The organism is Streptomyces sp. ISL-99, assembly GCF_018614005.1.
GTDB classification, from domain to species: domain Bacteria; phylum Actinomycetota; class Actinomycetes; order Streptomycetales; family Streptomycetaceae; genus Streptomyces; species Streptomyces flavidovirens.
The window spans coordinates 129254-145748 of the sequence record NZ_JAGGPC010000038.1 but is presented as its reverse complement, the minus strand read 5'-3'; the positions used below and the strand labels follow the sequence as shown (position 1 = coordinate 145748).

Annotated in this window: 16 protein-coding genes; 12 read left to right on the top strand and 4 right to left on the bottom strand. The window is 72.1% G+C overall.

Features of this window, described 5'->3' with window-relative positions:
- The first annotated feature begins 186 nt into the window (after positions 1–186).
- From J7E91_RS23430 to J7E91_RS23415, 4 genes are all read left to right on the top strand, one after another.
- Positions 187–654 carry a DUF6643 family protein gene (locus tag J7E91_RS23430; RefSeq protein WP_214908004.1) on the top strand — a complete coding sequence of 156 codons (468 nt, stop codon included), beginning with the start codon at positions 187–189 and terminating at the stop codon, positions 652–654.
- Between the two features lie 42 nt (positions 655–696).
- Positions 697–1521 carry an MOSC domain-containing protein gene (locus J7E91_RS23425; protein ID WP_214908002.1) on the top strand — a complete coding sequence of 275 codons (825 nt, stop codon included), beginning with the start codon at positions 697–699 and terminating at the stop codon, positions 1519–1521.
- A 73-nt stretch (positions 1522–1594) separates the two neighbouring features.
- Positions 1595–2200, top strand: a complete 606-nt coding sequence (locus J7E91_RS23420; RefSeq protein WP_214907999.1) for a hypothetical protein — start codon at positions 1595–1597, stop codon at positions 2198–2200.
- 146 nt (positions 2201–2346) lie between these two features.
- Complete coding sequence (locus J7E91_RS23415) at positions 2347–4752, top strand: right-handed parallel beta-helix repeat-containing protein (protein ID WP_214907997.1); 2406 nt, start codon at positions 2347–2349, stop codon at positions 4750–4752.
- Here the strand turns inward: J7E91_RS23415 and J7E91_RS23410 are convergent.
- Positions 4722–7121, bottom strand: a complete 2400-nt coding sequence (locus J7E91_RS23410) for a hypothetical protein (protein WP_374224773.1) — start codon at positions 7119–7121, stop codon at positions 4722–4724. The genes J7E91_RS23415 and J7E91_RS23410 overlap by 31 nt on opposite strands.
- A 167-nt stretch (positions 7122–7288) precedes the next feature.
- Between J7E91_RS23410 and J7E91_RS23405 the strand changes: the two genes are divergently transcribed.
- Positions 7289–8140, top strand: coding sequence for a DeoR/GlpR family DNA-binding transcription regulator (locus J7E91_RS23405; protein ID WP_214907993.1), 852 nt, complete (start codon positions 7289–7291; stop codon positions 8138–8140).
- A gap of 75 nt (positions 8141–8215) precedes the next feature.
- Entirely contained in the window at positions 8216–8704 is a 489-nt protein-coding gene (locus J7E91_RS23400) for an SRPBCC family protein (RefSeq protein ID WP_214907991.1), read from the top strand.
- A 3-nt stretch (positions 8705–8707) separates the two neighbouring features.
- Here the strand turns inward: J7E91_RS23400 and J7E91_RS23395 are convergent, their stop codons facing one another.
- A complete protein-coding gene (locus J7E91_RS23395) occupies positions 8708–9844 on the bottom strand; it encodes a PLP-dependent cysteine synthase family protein (protein WP_214907989.1) in 1137 nt (378 codons plus the stop codon).
- Between the two features lie 290 nt (positions 9845–10134).
- Between J7E91_RS23395 and J7E91_RS23390 the strand changes: the two genes are divergently transcribed.
- Entirely contained in the window at positions 10135–10479 is a 345-nt protein-coding gene (locus J7E91_RS23390) for a hypothetical protein (protein WP_214907987.1), read from the top strand.
- Between the two features lie 166 nt (positions 10480–10645).
- Positions 10646–11176, top strand: coding sequence for an ATP-binding protein (locus J7E91_RS23385; protein WP_214907985.1), 531 nt, complete (start codon positions 10646–10648; stop codon positions 11174–11176).
- A 234-nt stretch (positions 11177–11410) separates the two neighbouring features.
- Here the strand turns inward: J7E91_RS23385 and J7E91_RS23380 are convergent, their stop codons facing one another.
- Positions 11411–12643 carry an ROK family protein gene (locus J7E91_RS23380; protein WP_214907983.1) on the bottom strand — a complete coding sequence of 411 codons (1233 nt, stop codon included), beginning with the start codon at positions 12641–12643 and terminating at the stop codon, positions 11411–11413.
- Positions 12644–12724: 81 nt separating this feature from the next.
- On the opposite strand from J7E91_RS23380, the gene J7E91_RS23375 reads away from it, so the two are divergent.
- The 4 genes from J7E91_RS23375 to J7E91_RS23360 all read left to right on the top strand — a co-directional run bounded on the left by J7E91_RS23375 (position 12725) and on the right by J7E91_RS23360 (position 15567).
- Complete coding sequence (locus J7E91_RS23375; RefSeq protein WP_214908182.1) at positions 12725–13990, top strand: MFS transporter; 1266 nt, start codon at positions 12725–12727, stop codon at positions 13988–13990.
- 71 nt (positions 13991–14061) lie between these two features.
- Entirely contained in the window at positions 14062–14412 is a 351-nt protein-coding gene (locus tag J7E91_RS23370) for an SCO4225 family membrane protein (protein WP_214907981.1), read from the top strand.
- Positions 14413–14506: 94 nt separating this feature from the next.
- The gene (locus tag J7E91_RS23365) at positions 14507–15241 is read left to right on the top strand and encodes a maleylpyruvate isomerase family mycothiol-dependent enzyme (protein ID WP_214907979.1); all 735 of its coding nucleotides are present in this window, start codon (positions 14507–14509) and stop codon (positions 15239–15241) included.
- A gap of 47 nt (positions 15242–15288) precedes the next feature.
- Complete coding sequence (locus tag J7E91_RS23360; protein WP_214907977.1) at positions 15289–15567, top strand: DUF6332 family protein; 279 nt, start codon at positions 15289–15291, stop codon at positions 15565–15567.
- 57 nt (positions 15568–15624) lie between these two features.
- On the opposite strand, the gene J7E91_RS23355 is transcribed toward J7E91_RS23360, so the two are convergent.
- Positions 15625–16374 (bottom strand): TetR/AcrR family transcriptional regulator, encoded by a 750-nt coding sequence (locus J7E91_RS23355; protein WP_214907975.1) that lies wholly within the window; start codon positions 16372–16374, stop codon positions 15625–15627.
- Positions 16375–16495: the final 121 nt, after the last annotated feature.

Genomic DNA, 16495 nt, shown 5'->3' with positions numbered 1-16495 from the left:
GCTCAAGATCACCCACCGACCCCGGGTAACCCATGGCCAGCGCGCTCCTTACACGATCCCAACGCCGCGCGGCGACCGTTTTTCCCAAGTTCGCTCGGATTAGGGATCCGCCGTCACTCCTAACTCGTGAAACAACCCTCTTATCGGGCTCCCCAACCAGAACATCTTCGGCTTAACTTAGGTGCCATGACCTCCCCCCGCGCCACCTACGGCGGCGGTTACTACTCCGCCCCGTCCTTCCCGGACACCCCGATCTACGACTCCCTCGTCGCAGAGCGGGGCACACCCCAGATCGCTCCTATCCGGGTGCCCGCGGCGTACGACACCGGAAACAGCTATCTGCCGGCTCTCCCAGCGGCGCTTCCCGCACTTCCCCCGGCGCCCTCCTACTACGCCCCCGCTCCTTCGTACGGCTACCCGCAGCAGGCCGCGCCCCAGCCGGCGCCGCTCCAGCACGCGCCCGCTCCGTACATCCCGCAGCAGGCATCGGGCCCGCGCGGCTACCCCGGCCCGCAGCAGTACCAGCAGCAGCAGCCGCGCCAGGCCGCCGCCACCGGGTACGAGGCGATGCGCCCCGCGGCGCCGCGTCCGATGCCCGCGGCCACCCCGTACGACGACCCGTACAACCAGCAGTACCAGGGCCCGGGGTACTGACCGGGCGTACGACTGTCCGACCCGGCTGGCAGGATTGGCCGCATGCCGAATTACCTGCTGCACGCGGTCCATGTCTATCCGGTCAAGTCGGCGGCGGGGTGCGCGCCGGGCGAGGTGAGGGTCGAGCCGTGGGGTCCGGCCGGGGACCGCAGATGGATGCTGGTCGACCCGGCCGGCAAGGTGGTCACGCAGCGTCAGCAGCCGCGCCTCGCGCTCACGCGCGCCGAGCCGCTGCCGGACGGCGGGATACGGCTGTCCGCCCCCGGACGCGAGCCGCGGAGCGTGACAGTGCCCGAGCCGGTGGGCACGGCGGTTGCGCAGTTCCCGAAAGACAAGGTGGAGGCGGTCGAGGCGGACGCGGGAGCGCACGCCTGGTTCAGCGATTTTCTGGGCACCGAGGTGCGTCTCGTCCATCTCGACGACCCGGCGCGCCGCCGTCCCGTCGCCCCGAAGCACGGCAGGCCCGGCGAGACCGTGAGCTTCGCCGACGCCTATCCCCTGCTGGTCACCACCCTCTCGTCGCTCGACGCCCTGAACTCCCTCATCGCGCAGGGCGACCACGCCGACGAGGGCCCGCTCCCGATGACCCGTTTCCGGCCGAACGCCGTCCTGGACGGCACGGCTCCCTGGGCGGAGGACGGCTGGAAGCGGATCGCGATCGGCGACGTCACCTTCCGGATCACCGAGCCATGCGCCCGCTGTGTCGTCACCACCACCGATCAGCGGACGGCCCAGCGCGGCAAGGAGCCTCTGCGTACGCTCGCCAGGCACCGGCGCTCCGGCGACAAGCTGCTCTTCGGACAGAATCTCGTACCGGAGACGACCGGAACCATCCAGGTCGGCGATCCGGTGAGAATCCTCGAATAGGCCTCCTGACGGTGGGAACCCGCCGGGGCGGCCGACGCGTTGGAGAGGCTGACGCGGAAGGGGGTGCGGGACGGTGCGGACGGCAGTCGCGGTGTGGCGCCGACGGCACAGCCCCCTGTGCCGCACAACCGACCTTGTCGAGGCGTGGGTGACCTTCGCCGTCGCGCTGCTGATCATCTTCGCCGCCCCGGCCGCGGGGTGGCTCTGCGGCACGCTCACCCATGCGGCACTGCGCGAGTCGGTGCGCGTCCAGCACGAGCAGCGCCACCGGACGACGGCGTTCGTGGTCCGGGCCGCTCCCGAGCCGACCGTGATTCCCGATCCCGAGATCTCCACGGAGCGCGCGACGCACACCCGGGTCGTGGCCAACTGGACGGCGTACGACGGCACGCGGCACACCGGGACGGTGACGACGACCCAGCGGGCCGCACGGCCCGGCGACCGCTTCGAGGTGTGGACCGACGAACGGGGCGCCGTCGTGAGCCGCCCCATGGACGACGCCACGGCCTCCACCCACGCCGCCATCGCGGGCATCGGTGCGGCAGCGGCGACGGCGGCGCTCTTCGAGGGCGGCAGGCGCCTGGTCGTATGGCGGCTCACACTGCGTCGGTACGCCCGGCTCGACCAGGCATGGGCCAAGGCGGGCCCCGACTGGGGACGTACGGGCGCGGGGAGCTGAAAGCCCGGTCGGGGAATCGGCCCCGGCGCGGGTCCACGGCAGGTTCGTGAGCACGGCTGACCGGTCAACTCCCCCGCCCCACGCGCGCTACGGTGGAGCAGCCAGTTCATCAGCACGTCTGCACAGGGTGGGGGCACAGCAACGCCATGGCACAGGGCACGGTCCAGGTGACGCACACCGGCACATCGCGGTGGCGGCGCCGCACAGGCGAGTACGCCTCCCTCGCCGCAGCCCTGGAGGCCGCGGGGGACGGTGATGTGCTCACCGTCGCCCCTGGTACGTACCGGGAGAACCTCGTCGTCGAGCGCGCCGTGACCCTGCGCGGCCCCGAGGGGACGGCCGGCTCGGTGCGGATCGCCCCCGTCGACGGTGTGGCGCTGACCGTGCGCGCCTCCGCCGTGGTCCAGGACCTCCACATCGAGGGACAGGACACGGCCGCCCCCGCCCTGCTCGTCGAGGACGGCACCCCCGAGCTCGTCGATCTGCGCATCGTGACCCGTTCCGCCGTCGGCATCGAGGTGCGTGGTGCGGCCCGGCCGACCGTGCGGCGCTGCACCGTCGACAATCCGGCGGGCGTCGGCATCGGCGTACTGGAGGGCGCGGGCGGGGTGTTCGAGGAGTGCGAGGTGGTCGCGGCCGGCCAGTCGGGCGTCTCGGTGCGCGGCGGCGCGCACCCGCGTCTGGACCGGTGCCGTATCCACCACACCTCGGGAGCGGGCCTGTCCGTGAACGGCGAGGGCAGCGGCCTGGAGGCCATCGGTTGCGAGGTGTACGAGGTCAAGGGCACCGGCGTACAGGTCGCCGCGCGGGCCTCGGCCCATCTCACTGACTGCTCCGTGCACCGCACTTCGGCCGACGGTGTCACCCTCGACACCGACGCCGTACTGACGCTCTCCGACTGCGACATCCACGACATCCCGGAGAACGCGATCGACCTGCGTTCGCGTGCGGTCCTCACCCTCACGCGTTCCACGGTGCGCCGGTTCGGCCGCAACGGACTGTCCGTGTGGGACCCCGGCACGCGCGTGGACGCCAACCAGTGCGAGATCCACGACAGCACGGGCGACTATCCGGCCGTCTGGATCAGCGACGGTGCGACGGCGGTTCTGGAGGGCTGCCGGGTGCACGACGTACCGGACGCGCTGTTCGTCCTCGACCGGGGCTCGCGCGCCGATGTCGTCGACAGCGACCTGTCCCAAGTGCGCAACACGGCGGTGTCCGTGAGCGACGGTGCGACGGCGCAGCTCGACGACTGCCGGATCCGCGAGGCGTCGACCGGCGCGTGGTTCCGCGACCACGGCAGCGGCGGCACACTCTCCGGCTGCACCATCGACGGGGCGCAGACCGGTGTCATCGTCACCAAGGGCGCCGACCCGCGCATAGAACGCTGCACGGTCACCTCGCCCGCCGAGGCCGGTTTCTACGTCTCCGCGGAGGGCCGCGGCACCTTCCACGGCTGCCGGGTGACGGGGAGCAGCGGTTACGGCTTCCATGTGATCGACGGCTGCCGTACGACGCTCACCCGTTGCCGTACGGAGCGCTGCGCGCGCGGGGGTTACGAGTTCGCCGAGGACGGGCCGCTCGTCGAGGACTGCACCAGCGACGAGAGCGGCGTACGGGCGTCGGTTCCGCAGACCGCCGCCGTGCTGACCGCGACGCAGACCACCGGGCTGCTCGGCGCGGTCCCCGGGCAACGCGCCACAGAGCCCGTGACGGCCCCTCTGCCGGACGCGGAGCCGGTCCGTACACCGAACGCCGTGCTCGGCGAACTGGACGCTCTGGTGGGCCTGGAGAGCGTCAAGCGCGAGGTGCGCGCCCTCACCGACATGATCGAGATCGGCCGGCGCCGCCAGGAAGCCGGCTTCAAGGCCGCCTCGGTCCGCCGGCATCTGGTCTTCACCGGTTCGCCCGGCACCGGGAAGACCACGGTCGCGCGGCTGTACGGCGAGATCCTCGCCTCGCTGTCGGTGCTGGAGCGCGGTCATCTCGTCGAGGTGTCCCGGGTGGACCTGGTCGGCGAGCACATCGGCTCGACGGCCATCCGTACGCAGGAGGCGTTCGACCGGGCGCGCGGCGGTGTGCTGTTCATCGACGAGGCGTACGCCCTGTCCCCGGAGGACTCGGGGCGCGACTTCGGCCGGGAGGCCATCGACACGCTGGTGAAGCTGATGGAGGACCACCGGGAGGCGGTCGTCGTCATCGTCGCCGGGTACACGGCGGAGATGGAGCGCTTCCTCAACGTGAACCCCGGTGTCGCCTCGCGCTTCTCGCGCACGATCAGGTTCTCCGACTACGCGCCGGAGGAGCTGCTGCGGATCGTCGAGCAGCAGGCCGAGGAGCACGAGTACCGGCTCGGTACGGGAACGGCCGAAGCGCTGTTGAAGTACTTCACCGTGCTGCCCAAGGGACCCGCGTTCGGCAACGGCCGTACCGCCCGCCAGACCTTCGAGTCGATGGTGGAGCGGCATGCCGGACGGGTCGCCCGGCTCACCGAGATGAACACGGACGACCTCACCCTCCTCTACCCCGAGGACCTGCCGGAACTTCCCTGATCAAGCGGCGTGTCGGGCCGCTGCCGGGGCACCCCGCACGGCGACAGCCGGTCGAGCAGCGCGGTCCTTTCCTCGTCGAACGCGGGATCGGCCTGGTACTCGGAATGGCCGAGCACGGGAGCGGGCAGCGGCTGTTCCCTGGTACGTCCGTAAGCGAGCGGGTCCTTGAGCGGCGCCCGGTCCACGTCCGGCCCCTGTGTGCCCTTCACGCGCACGGGTCCGCCTATGGGGTCGGTACGGCGCCACAGGTTCCGCCAGCACCGCACCTCGTGGCTCAGGGCTTCGAGACAGGCGGGACCGAAGAACGCCGGAAACCACCGCCCGTACAGCCGCTCCAGCGGTGAGCCGTACGTGAGCAGTGCGACCCGGCGCCTGGTGCGCTGCGGCAGCTGCCAGACCGCTGCCGCCGACAGCACGCTGCCCTGTGAGTGGCCGGAGATGACGAGCCGTCCGCCGGTACGGTCGGTCCAGCTTGCCATCCGCCAGGTCAGATCGGGCACGGCCCGCTCGGCGTAACAGGGCGGCGCGAAGGGGTGGGAGGCCCGCGGCCAGAAGGTGCCGACGTCCCAGAGGATGCCGATGGTCCGCCGGGCCGCGGGGTCGCGGTAGGCCCGGCGGCCCCACGTGACGAACAGTATGAAGCCGAAGCCGATCAGCCAGGAGCCGAGCGCCTGTGCGGCCTGCGCCGCCGAGGCGACGAAGTCGGCAGTGCCCGACGCGGCCCTGCCCGGCACCTTCCCCGTCACCCAGGCACCGAGGAGCGCGGCGGCTCCGAGCAGAAAGGTGGCACCCGAGGTGACACCGAGGATCGCGGGCCCCCGGTCGGTGAGTGCGGCCATGGCGCGGATCCTCGCGATACGACGCGTGCGTACGATGTCGGGCTCCGCGTCCGGGTACTCCGCCTCGATGTCGTCGGCCATCGCCCGCCGGGAGCGCCAGGTGCGTACGGCGAAGAAGGCTCCCATCACCAGCAGGACGACGAGCAGGGGCGGGATGACGGAGGCCTGCCACGTGAGCAGCACCGGGGGCCCCGCGATGGTGCCGCCGGGCTCCCCAGGTGTGCCCGCTCCGTCGAGCCAGTCGGCGACGCGCTGGGCGACGCCGCCGGTCATGACGCCGCCGAGCGCGCAGGCGAGCATGGCGGTGGCGGGACCGCCGAGTCCGCGCATCGCCGTACGCGCGTCGGGAACCCTCCGGTACATGGCGAGCGCGACGGCGGCGAGCGCGACGACCAGGCCGCCCTGGGTGAGGGCGATGATGCCGAAGGTACGGTCGCCCGGGAGCCGGCCTTCGGAGACCCAGCCGGGGCGGGACCAGGCGGCGTACAGCAAGGTCAGGGCCAGCAGGGCGAACGCGGAGCCGGGCAGCAGGGTGGTGACGGCCCGGTCGAGCTTCACGTCGAGGCGGCTTTCGCAGCGGCCCCTGCGGCAGACCACCCACACCACCAGGGCGGCCCCGGCGAGCAGGGACAGTTCGAGCAGCCGGCCGATCGCTTCGGGGAGCGGTCCCGAGTCGCGCCGGTCGTAACGGGCGACCGCTACGGCGACGGCGGCGGCGACGGTGAGGAACCCGGCGGCGGTGTGGGCGGCGCGCAGCCGGGCGACGAGGCGGCGGCCGTACCAGAAGCCGGGCATGCCGAGGGCGGGGCGGGCCGTCGGCTCGTCGGGATCGGGCTCGGCGCCGGCGGGCAGGGGACGCTGGGACTCGTACGCGCTCCAGGTGCGGTTGGACAGGTACCAGAGCAGGCCGGTCAGCGCGGCGGGTACGACGGCGGCCAGGGCGAGGCGCCGGCCCGGCTGGGCCCACCAGCCGCCCTGTGCGGTGGAGAGGAAGCCGAGCCACGACCTGTCGCCGGAGCAGCCGGGGGAGCCCGCGCACTGCCACGCGGTGAGGTCGAGCGCGACCTCGCAGGCGGCGGCGATCAGCAGCACGGTGAGGCTGAGGGCGAGGAGCCGCACCAGCACTCCGTACAGGCGCACGGTCCTGGTGAGGCCGCGGGTGGTGGGCTGCATCCAGTGGGCGAGGTTGGCGACCATGAAGGGCAGCAGGAGCAGCCACAGGGCGCGGGCGCCGTTGCCGGAGGTGAGGTTGCACCAGACGTACGCCTCGGGGACGGGCCGGTCGCGGGGCTCGGCACCGCCCCCCTCGGCGTTTTCTTCCGCTTCGGCGTCATCGGCACGGCGGTACACGGCAGCGGTCTCGTCGCCGGTGACCCGGACCGTACGCGGATCGCCGAGCATGTCCTGGGGGGTGGTGCCGCCGACGCCGTGGACCAGAAGTTCGAGCGCGGCTCCTCCGTCGTCGTCGCGAGGCGGTGTGACAGGGGGCACTTCTGTGGCTCGCTCTCGTGGTGGGAGGATCGGGAGAATCGTCTTCCGCGCACGGCGCGGCCGCTCAAGGATCCCGGATCATGGGCGGCCGCGACACGGCACTCGCCGAATCTCACGGAATCTCCCCGAGGTCCGGCTTCCGCGCACCCGTGCGAGGATGAGCAATCCCCAGGCCCGTACCACGGAACGAAGGGACCGGACCGCCCGTGACCGACAGTCAGAACCTGCTCGCGGAGCAGCGTCGTGCCTTGATCCTCGACGAAGTCAGACGCCGCGGCGGTGTCAGGGTCCAAGAGCTCACCAGGCAGCTCAACGTCTCCGACATGACGGTCCGCCGGGACCTGGACGCGCTGGCGCGGCAGGGTGTCGTGGAGAAGGTGCACGGCGGCGCGGTGCCGGTGGTCGAGGCGAGTACGCACGAGCCCGGCTTCGAGGCGAAGTCGGCCCTGGAGCTGAGCGCCAAGGAGGACATCGCGCGGGCGGCCGCGGCGATGGCGGTGCCGGGCAGCGCGATCGCACTGTCCGGCGGTACGACGACGTACGCGCTCGCCCAGCACCTGCTGGAGGTGCCGGACCTGACGGTGGTGACCAACTCGGTGCGGGTCGCCGACGTGTTCCACACCGCGCAGCGGGCGGGCGGCGGGAAGGGGCCGCGTCCCGGGGCGGCCACGGTGGTGCTCACCGGCGGCGTACGGACACCGTCGGACTCGCTGGTGGGTCCGGTCGCCGACCAGGCGATCCGCACACTCCACTTCGATGTGCTGTTCCTGGGGGTGCACGGCATCTCGGTCGAGGCGGGGCTCTCGACCCCGAATCTGGCGGAGGCGGAGACGAACCGTCGTCTCGTGCGGTCCGCGCGGCGGGTGGTCGTGGTCGCGGATCACACCAAGTGGGGCACGGTGGGCCTGAGTTCGTTCGCGACGCTCGACGAGGTCGACACCCTGGTGACGGACGGCGGGCTGTCCGCCGAGGCCCGTGACGAGATGGCAGAACACCTGCCGGGCCTGGTGGTCGCGGGCGAGTCCCGGTCCGAGGACGCCGGCTCCGCAGACGTCTGACAGCAGACACCTGACAGCGCGTCAGTTACCGTGTACGACCCGGTCCATCACCGAACCGCTGGGGGTACACGTCCCATGGCACGCCGACTCCGCCCTGTGGAACTCGACTTCGTCGGGACCGCTCCGACGCGCCTCGTCTTCACGGCCGGCCTCTCCGCCCCACCGGAAGCCGTCTACCGGGCCCTCGCCGAGGACGTCACCGGCTGGCCCGGCTGGTTCGGCGCGGTGACGATGTGCCGGCCCACGGCGGGCGGCGCCGGGCGCGAAGTGCGCCTCAAGGGCGGCGTCCGCTTCCAGGAGACGATCCTGGCCTCGGAGCCCGGCGAGCGGTACGCCTACCGTGTCGACGTGACCAACGCTCCCGCGATACGGGCGCTGCTGGAGGAGTGGCGGCTCACTCCGGCCGGTCCTGCCGGTCCGGGCACACGGGTGCGGTGGACTTTCGCGGCGGCGGGACCGGCGCCGCTCAGGCTGGCGCTGCGCCTCGGCCGGCCGGGCCTGGGACGAGCCTTCCGCGACGCGGTGCGCGCCCTCGACCGGCGGCTCGCTTCCACGCCCGCGTAACAGTCAGCAGGGCCATTCTCCGGTCGTCAGGAACTGGTCGATCGCGGCGCTGTACGGCGCGATGTCCAGGCCCTGTTCGGCGAGCCAGGCGTCCGAGTAGTACTTGTCGAGGTAGCGGTCGCCCGGGTCGCAGATCAGCGTGACGACGCTGCCCTTGTGCCCCTCCGCGACCATGCCCGCGATGATCTTCAACGCGCTCCACAGCCCCGTCCCGGTGGAACCGCCCGCCTTGCGGCCGATGGCCCGGTCCAGCGCCCGTACGGCCGCCACGCTCGCCGCGTCCGGCACCTTCATCATCCGGTCGACCGCGCCGGGTACGAAGCTCGGCTCCATGCGCGGCCTGCCGATGCCCTCGATGCGCGAACCGCAATCGCTCGTGGCACCCGGGTCGCTCCGGGTCCAGCCGTCGAAGAAACACGAGTTCTCCGGGTCGGGTACGCAGATGCGCGTGTCGTACTGCATGTAATGGACGTAGCGCGCGATGGTCGCCGAGGTGCCTCCCGTCCCGGCGGTGGCGACGATCCAGGCCGGTTCCGGGTACCGCTCCAGCCTCAGCTGCTGGTAGACGGATTCGGCGATGTTGTTGTTGCCGCGCCAGTCGGTGGCACGTTCCGCATAGGTGAACTGGTCCATGTAGTGGCCGCCGGTCCTGGCGGCGAGGGCGGCCGACTCCTCGTACATCTTCCGGGAGTCGTCGACGAAGTGGCACTGCCCGCCGTGGAATTGGATCAGCCGGATCTTCTCGGGGCTGGTGGTGCGCGGCATCACCGCGATGAAGGGCACGCCGATCAGCATCGCGAAGTACGCCTCCGAGACGGCGGTCGAGCCGCTGGACGCCTCGATCACGGGCTTGCCGGGCCTGATCCAGCCGTTGCACAGGCCGTAGAGGAAGAGCGAGCGGGCGAGCCGGTGCTTGAGGCTACCGGTGGGGTGGGTGGACTCGTCCTTGAGGTACAGGTCGATCCCCCACGCCTCGGGCAGCGGGAAGCGCAGCAGGTGCGTGTCGGCGGAGCGGTTGGCGTCCGCCTGGACCTTGCGGACGGCTTCCTTCAGCCAGGCCCGGTATTCCGGATCGCTGCGGTCCACGTCGATCGTCGCCATGGCGTTGCTGCCGGTCCGTGCCTGGTCAGTGGTGCTCATGCGGGCCACTCCTCGTCGTAGCGCCTCCGGGCAGCCGTCTGGTTCTGCCCCGGAGACTCCGGTCCCCCAGCTGCCACCTTAAGCCTCTCACCTGCACAAACGTTGACTTTGGGCAGCCATAGGGATCGCTTGTGGGACGGGGCGGTACGGGGTGGTACCCGAGGGCGGTGCGGCCCGCCGCCTCGTCAGCCGATCATCGAGGGCCTCTGGTGCGCGGGCCCGGCCTTGTGCAGACTGCCCACCAGGACACCTGCGCGAAGAGGACACCTGCGCGAAGGGGGCGAAGTGGAATGGCGGAGCCCGAGTTCAGCGCTACGGGCGTACGGATAGGGCGCTGGCCCCGCTCACTGACCAAGGCCGGCCAGGTGCTGGTCAAGGACGGCAGGCTGGTCCTGCTGACGAGCACCGGGCGGGAGATCGACAGTGCGCCCCTGGGCTCCGTGACCGCGGGGAGGCCGTGGTTCGCCGGGGACGACAGCACGGTGGCCACGGTCAATGGCACCCGGTACCGGCTGACCATGGGTCAGCGCGGGCCCGGCAAGGACGGCGAGGAACTGGCCGGGCGGTTCCTGGAAGCGGTTCGCAGCGCACAGGATGTACGCCACGTGCACGGCGTACAGGATTCGCTGGACTGATGGAATGCGAGTTGCGGAGCCGTACTCGCCGGGTGACCCTGGTCTCACATCACTCAGGGTGCACCGGCGGTAACGCTGAGAACCAGTCCCGCCGGACCAAACAGCAGACAGCCACTGCTGGATCCGTTCTTCGTCTTCTTCCGGACCTATTCGGGGAGTCGCAGCCGTGATCAGCGAGCCAAGCAGGCACTGCACGGTGGAGCTCCAGGCCCTGCCGTCGCGGATCGGTCAGGTCCGCAGAATCATCTCGGCGCAATTGCGCTACTGGCATTTGGATCCCTTGATAGACCCGGCGGCGCTCGGCGTCACCGAATTGCTGACCAACGTCCACCGGCACGCAGAGCCGGACAAGATGTGCACCGTGGAGATCGAGCTGCTGCTCGACCGCCTGACGGTGTCCGTCCACGACCACGATCCGCGTCTGCCCACAGTCCGTGCGGCCGGCGCGTCCGAGACGAGCGGGCGCGGTCTCGCTCTGATCGAGGCGGTCAGCGAGAGCTGGGGTGTACGCCCGCAGGGCGACGCCGGGAAGGTCGTGTGGTTCACGCTGCCCACGCCGGCTCCCGCCGCGGATCTGCCGCCGTACCCCGTGTACGGAGCGACGACCGACGGACCGTTCTCGCACGCCGGGACGGATCACGAGGTCATCCCGGAGACGCACGCGCCCACCGCCGCCCGGTCCGCCGTAGTGGGCTGACGGGAAGGCGGGGGCCTCGCCACCAGGGGCCGTTGCCCGCGGCGCAAGCCGCAGGCAACGGCGGACCTGTTCCCACCCGTACGGCGCAAGAGCACGCGACGGGATGCGCGGTATGGCATTGCCGTGGGCTACGCGGAGCGCGCGTTCGGCGTGCAGTGGCTCAGCGGCTGACCGGCGGCCGGGTGAACCGGGCGAGAGCGCCGTCGCGGGGCTCGATGGGCGGGTACGTCGCGGTCATGCGGGCTCCTGCGAGAGCGCGAGCGCGCCGAGCGGGTCGTCGAGTACCGGCTGCCAGGCCAACTCGGCTGCTCCCACGAGGCTGTTGTGGTCCAGCGTGCACGGCAGGATGGGTACGCCGCCACTTCGTCCCCACAGGCTGCGGTCGGCGACGACGGCGCGCAGCCGTTCGGGGTCGGCGTCGAGCAGCTCGCGGTGGAGGCCGCCGAGGATGATGCGGTCGGGGTTGAGGATGTTCACAAGTCCGGCGAGGCCTAGGCCCAGGCGGTCGATCAGCTCCTCGCCCGCGGTCCGGATCGCAGGGTCGTCGTACTGTCCGCGCAGCAGCTCGCGGGACTGCTGGAGCAGCGAGACCTCGGGGCCGGGGTCGCGGCCGGCCGCGGTGAGGAAGGCCAGCGGGTCGGTTTCGACGTCGAGGCAGCCGCGGCCGCCGCAGTAGCAGGGGCGGCCGTCGGGGTTGACCGTGAGGTGGCCGACTTCGAGCGCGAGGCCCGAACTGCCCGTGTGCAGGCGGCCGTCGACCACCAGTGCACCGCCGACGCCGCGGTGGCCCGTGGCGACGCAGAGGAGGTGCTGGGCGCCGCGGCCGGCGCCGTGGCGGTGCTCGGCGAGTGCGGCGAGGTTGACATCGTTGCCCGCGAAGGCGGGGCCCGCGATGCCGGCGGCGCGTACCTGCTCGGCGAAGATGTCGCGGACCGGGGAGCCGGCGGGCCAGGCGACGTGTAGCGGGTTGAGGGCCGTGCCCTCCGGCTCTGCCACGGCGGACGGCACGGCGAGACCCGCGCCCACGCAACGGCGGCCGCTCTCGCGCAGCAGTACGGCGCCGGCCTCCACCACCGCTCCGAGGACCTGCGCCGGGTCGGCGGAGACCGTCTCACAGCCGGGCGCGGTCGCGACGGTACGGCCGCCGAGGCCCACCAGCGCCGCTCGGTAACCGTCGGCGTGGATCTGCGCGGCCAGGACGACGGGGCCCGAGTCGTTGACGGCCAGCCGGTGCGAGGGGCGGCCCTGCGAACCGGCCGCCGCTCCCGGCCGGGAGTCGACCTGGATCAGCCCGAGGGCTTCCAGTTCGGCGGCGACCGCGCCGGCGGTGGCCCTGGTGACGCCGAGCTCGGCGGTGAGGACGGCGCGGGTGGGCGCCCGTCCCGTGTGCACCAGTTCCAGGGCGGGCCCGAGCGCGCCCCGGCCCCTCTCCAGCCTCGTTTTGATGGTGGTCGCCTTCCCGTTCATGGGGCCGAGTCTCCCACGCCGGGGAAGATCGTCCGGGTCCGGCTCCGGTCGCCCGTGGCGCTGACCACCTGCCTTGTACGGATCCCGGGTGGCCTCTATGCTGACTTTGCGCCGCAACTAAACAAACTAGGGACGGCCGTTCCGGGGGGTCAGGGCGCAGACACCGCCGCAGCCTCCCTGTCCCGCCTCCGCACCGCGCTGACCGTGTTCTTCGCCCTCGACGGCTTCCTCTTCGCCGGCTGGGTGGTCCGTATCCCCGCCATCAAGGAACAGACCGGGGCCTCCGCGAGCGACCTCGGCCTCGCCCTGCTCGGGGTGTCCGGAGGCGCGGTGATCACGATGATGCTGACCGGGCGGTTGTGCCGGCGCTTCGGCAGCCACCCGGTGACCGTGGCCTGCGGCGTGCTGCTGTCGTTGAGCATCGCGCTGCCCGCACAGACACACTCGACGCTCGCGCTCGGCCTCGTGCTGCTGTTGTTCGGCGTCGCGTACGGCGGCATCAACGTCGCGATGAACAGCGCCGCCGTGGACCTGGTCGGGGCCATGCGGCGCCCGGTGATGCCGAGTTTCCACGCCGCCTTCAGCCTCGGCGGCATGACGGGGGCCGGCCTCGGGGGCCTGGTCGCGGCGCACCTTCCCGCCCCCGCCCATCTGATGGCTCTGACGGGCATCGGGCTCGTCGTCACCGCCGCGGCGGGTCCCACGCTGCTCCGCCACCCGGCGCCCACCCCGGAACGTTCGCGGGACCGTTCCCCAGAGGCACCGGGGAACGGTCCGCGACCGCTCCCCGGAACGGCACGTAAAGCCGTCGCACTCTTCGGCGCGATCGCGCTGTGCACGGCGTACGGCGAAGGGGCACTCGCCGAGTGGGGCACCCTGCACCTCCAGGAGGACCTCCACGCCCATCCGGGCGTCGCCGCGACCGGATACTCCCTCTTCGCACTGGCCATGGCGGTGGGCCGGCTGAGCGGGACCACACTGCTTGAACGGCTCGGCCAGACCCGCACCCTCGTCACGGGCGGCTCGCTCGCGGCCGCGGGCATGCTGCTCGGGGCACTCGCGCCCGCCACCTGGGCCGCACTCCTCGGCTTCGCCGTGACCGGGCTCGGCCTCGCGAACATCTTCCCCGTCGCGGTCGCCAGGGCGGGCGCGCTGGCCGGCCCGAGCGGTGTCGCGGCGGCGTCCACGCTCGGTTACGGCGGCATGCTGATCGGGCCGCCCGCCATCGGCTTCCTCGCCGACTGGCTCTCGCTGCCCGTCGCGCTGACGACGGTGGCGATGCTGGCCGCGGCCGCCGCGCTGCTGGGGTACTCGGCCCGCAACGCGTCGTCCCACGGACGCACCTGAGTAGGCGTACTCAGGCGGCGCCCGGCTCCCCGGGCGCACTCTGGAGGCACCACACAGGACGGGAGTTCACGATGACCGCTCGACGACTGCGCGACATCGCGCACCTGACGTTCCGCAATCCCGCCTCACTGGTCTACCTCGCACTGGTCGCGGCGGCCGCGGTGTTCGTCACGGTCGACACCCTCTTCGTGGCCCACGAGGACGCCTCGTTCGCCGGGCTGTGGCTGATCCTCCTCAGCGCGCCGACGATCTTCGCCTTCTTCATCGGCGGCGACCTGTTCGGGGAGGGCGTAACCGAGTCCGCCTGGTTCCTGTACGCCGCCCTGCCGCTCTCCGTGCTCATCCAGGCCTTCGCGCTCGGCTGGTTCGTCCGGCTGCTCCGCGGCGCGTCGCCCGGTCCCGCCCACCCGAAGGGCGCCTGACCGCCGCCGTAACGCCTGACTCGTCGCCGTACAGGCCTGATACGTCGCCGCACGCGCCCGGCCGTTGCCGTACGCGGCTGGCACAATCTCCCGCATGGAGATAGCCGGATTCATTGAATCGCTCGACGAACAGGGCCAGTTGATGGCCGCCGCCGCCGAAAAGGCGGGCACCGGCGCCGAAGTACCGACCTGCCCCGGCTGGCACGTGCGCGACCTGCTGCGGCACACGGGCGTGGTCCACCGGTGGGCGACGACGTACATCGCGGGCGGGCTTGTGGAGCCCCATGCCCTCGGCAGCGAGCCGGACCTGGACACGGACGCGCTGCTCCACTGGTTCCGGGAGGGGCACGCCCTGCTGGTGGCCGCGCTGAAGGCCGCACCCGGGGATCTGGAGTGCTGGACCTTCATGCCCGCGCCCTCGCCGCTCGCCTTCTGGGCGCGGCGGCAGGCGCACGAGACGGCGATCCACCGCGTGGACGCCGAGTCGGCGCTCGGCACCGGATTCTCGGCGCTGCCTCAGGAGTTCGCGGCGGACGGCATCGACGAGCTGCTGCGCGGGTTCCATGCCCGCGACCGCAGCCGGGTGCGCACCGAGGTGCCGCGCGTCCTGCGCGTACGGGCGACAGGCGCGGACGACGTGTGGACGGTGCGGCTCTCGGACGGGCCGCCGCGCACGGACCGCACCTCGCACGACACCGCGGACTGCGAGATGAGCGGCACCGCCGAGCAGCTGTATCTGGCGCTGTGGAACCGGCTCCCGCTCTCCGAGGTCACGGTGTCCGGTGACGAGGCGCTCGCCCGCCTGTGGCGGGAGGAGTCAGCCGTCTGACCGTCGTCTCTTGCCCGTCGGCCGCACACGCTGTGACACTTCGTGGCATGGCGACAAGGACGCAGGCCCAGCGCGACGCGATGACGATCGAGATCGGTTACGCCGTGCTGAGCGCGGCGGTTCTCGCGGGTGTCACCTTCGCCGCCGTCGCCGCCCCCTGGTACCTCCTCGGCGCGCCGCCCGGCCTCAACAAGGTCATGCTGGTGGCCGGTTGCGTACTGGCGGCGGTCGTGTTCGTGCTGCGGGTCGCGCACGTGCTGTGGGGTTACCGCGGCGCGCCCGGTACTCGGCCCAGCCAGCCGGGACGCACCAGCTCCGACGCGTAGGCCGGTACGACCAGCTCCGGGACCGGCGCCGCGCTCACCGCACCAGCGGGTGCTGCGTCAGGATCCGTCGTTGCTGTCGGGGGCGGCGAAGGGGACGGCGCCCGTGGTCTGACCGCCCATCAGGCCCACGGCGTGGGCGAGGGTCAGGGCGGAGTGGTCGAAGAACCTGTCGCGGTCCTCGACGATCCGGTTGAACTGGCCGAAGACCTCGAAGGAGATCAGCCCGAAGAGCTGCGACCAGGCGGCGACCAGGGCGGCGGCAACGGGTGGGGGCAGGTCGGGGGCGACATCGGCCGCGAGCCGCTCGGCCTCGGGGCGCAGGGCGGCGGCGAGGGGCGGGACGGCGAGGCCGTTGTCCCGGTGGGCGTCGCGTGCAACGGAGATGAGGGTCCGGCCGACGCGGGAGGCGGGGCCGACGGTTGTCGTGGGGGCGGTGTAGCCGGGGACGGGCGAGCCGTAGATCAGGGCGTACTCGTGGGGGTGCGCCAGCGCCCAGGCCCGTACGGCCCGGCAGACGGCAGTCCAGCGGGCGGGGTGGGCGACGGTTCGGGCGGGCCGGCGGGCGAGGGCGGTCTCGGCGGCGGCGCCCACGGCGTCGTACGCGTCGACGATCAGGGCGGTCAGGAGATCGTCGCGGCTGGGGAAGTAGCGGTAGAGCGCGGAGGAGACCATGCCGAGCTCGCGGGCGACGGCGCGCAGCGAGAGCTTCGCGGCGCCTTCGGCGGCGAGTTGCCGACGGGCCTCTTCCTTGATGGCCGCCGTCACTTCGGTCCGGGCTCGTTCTCTGGCTCCGCGCGTGGTGCTCATGGAAGAGCATTTTGCCATGTCGGAGAGCACTGACCAACAACGAGAGCACTGCTCTTGCTTTGGAGCACCGATTCCGTGCACACTGCTCTCGAGCGAGAGCACTGCTCTCGCAATCGCAATC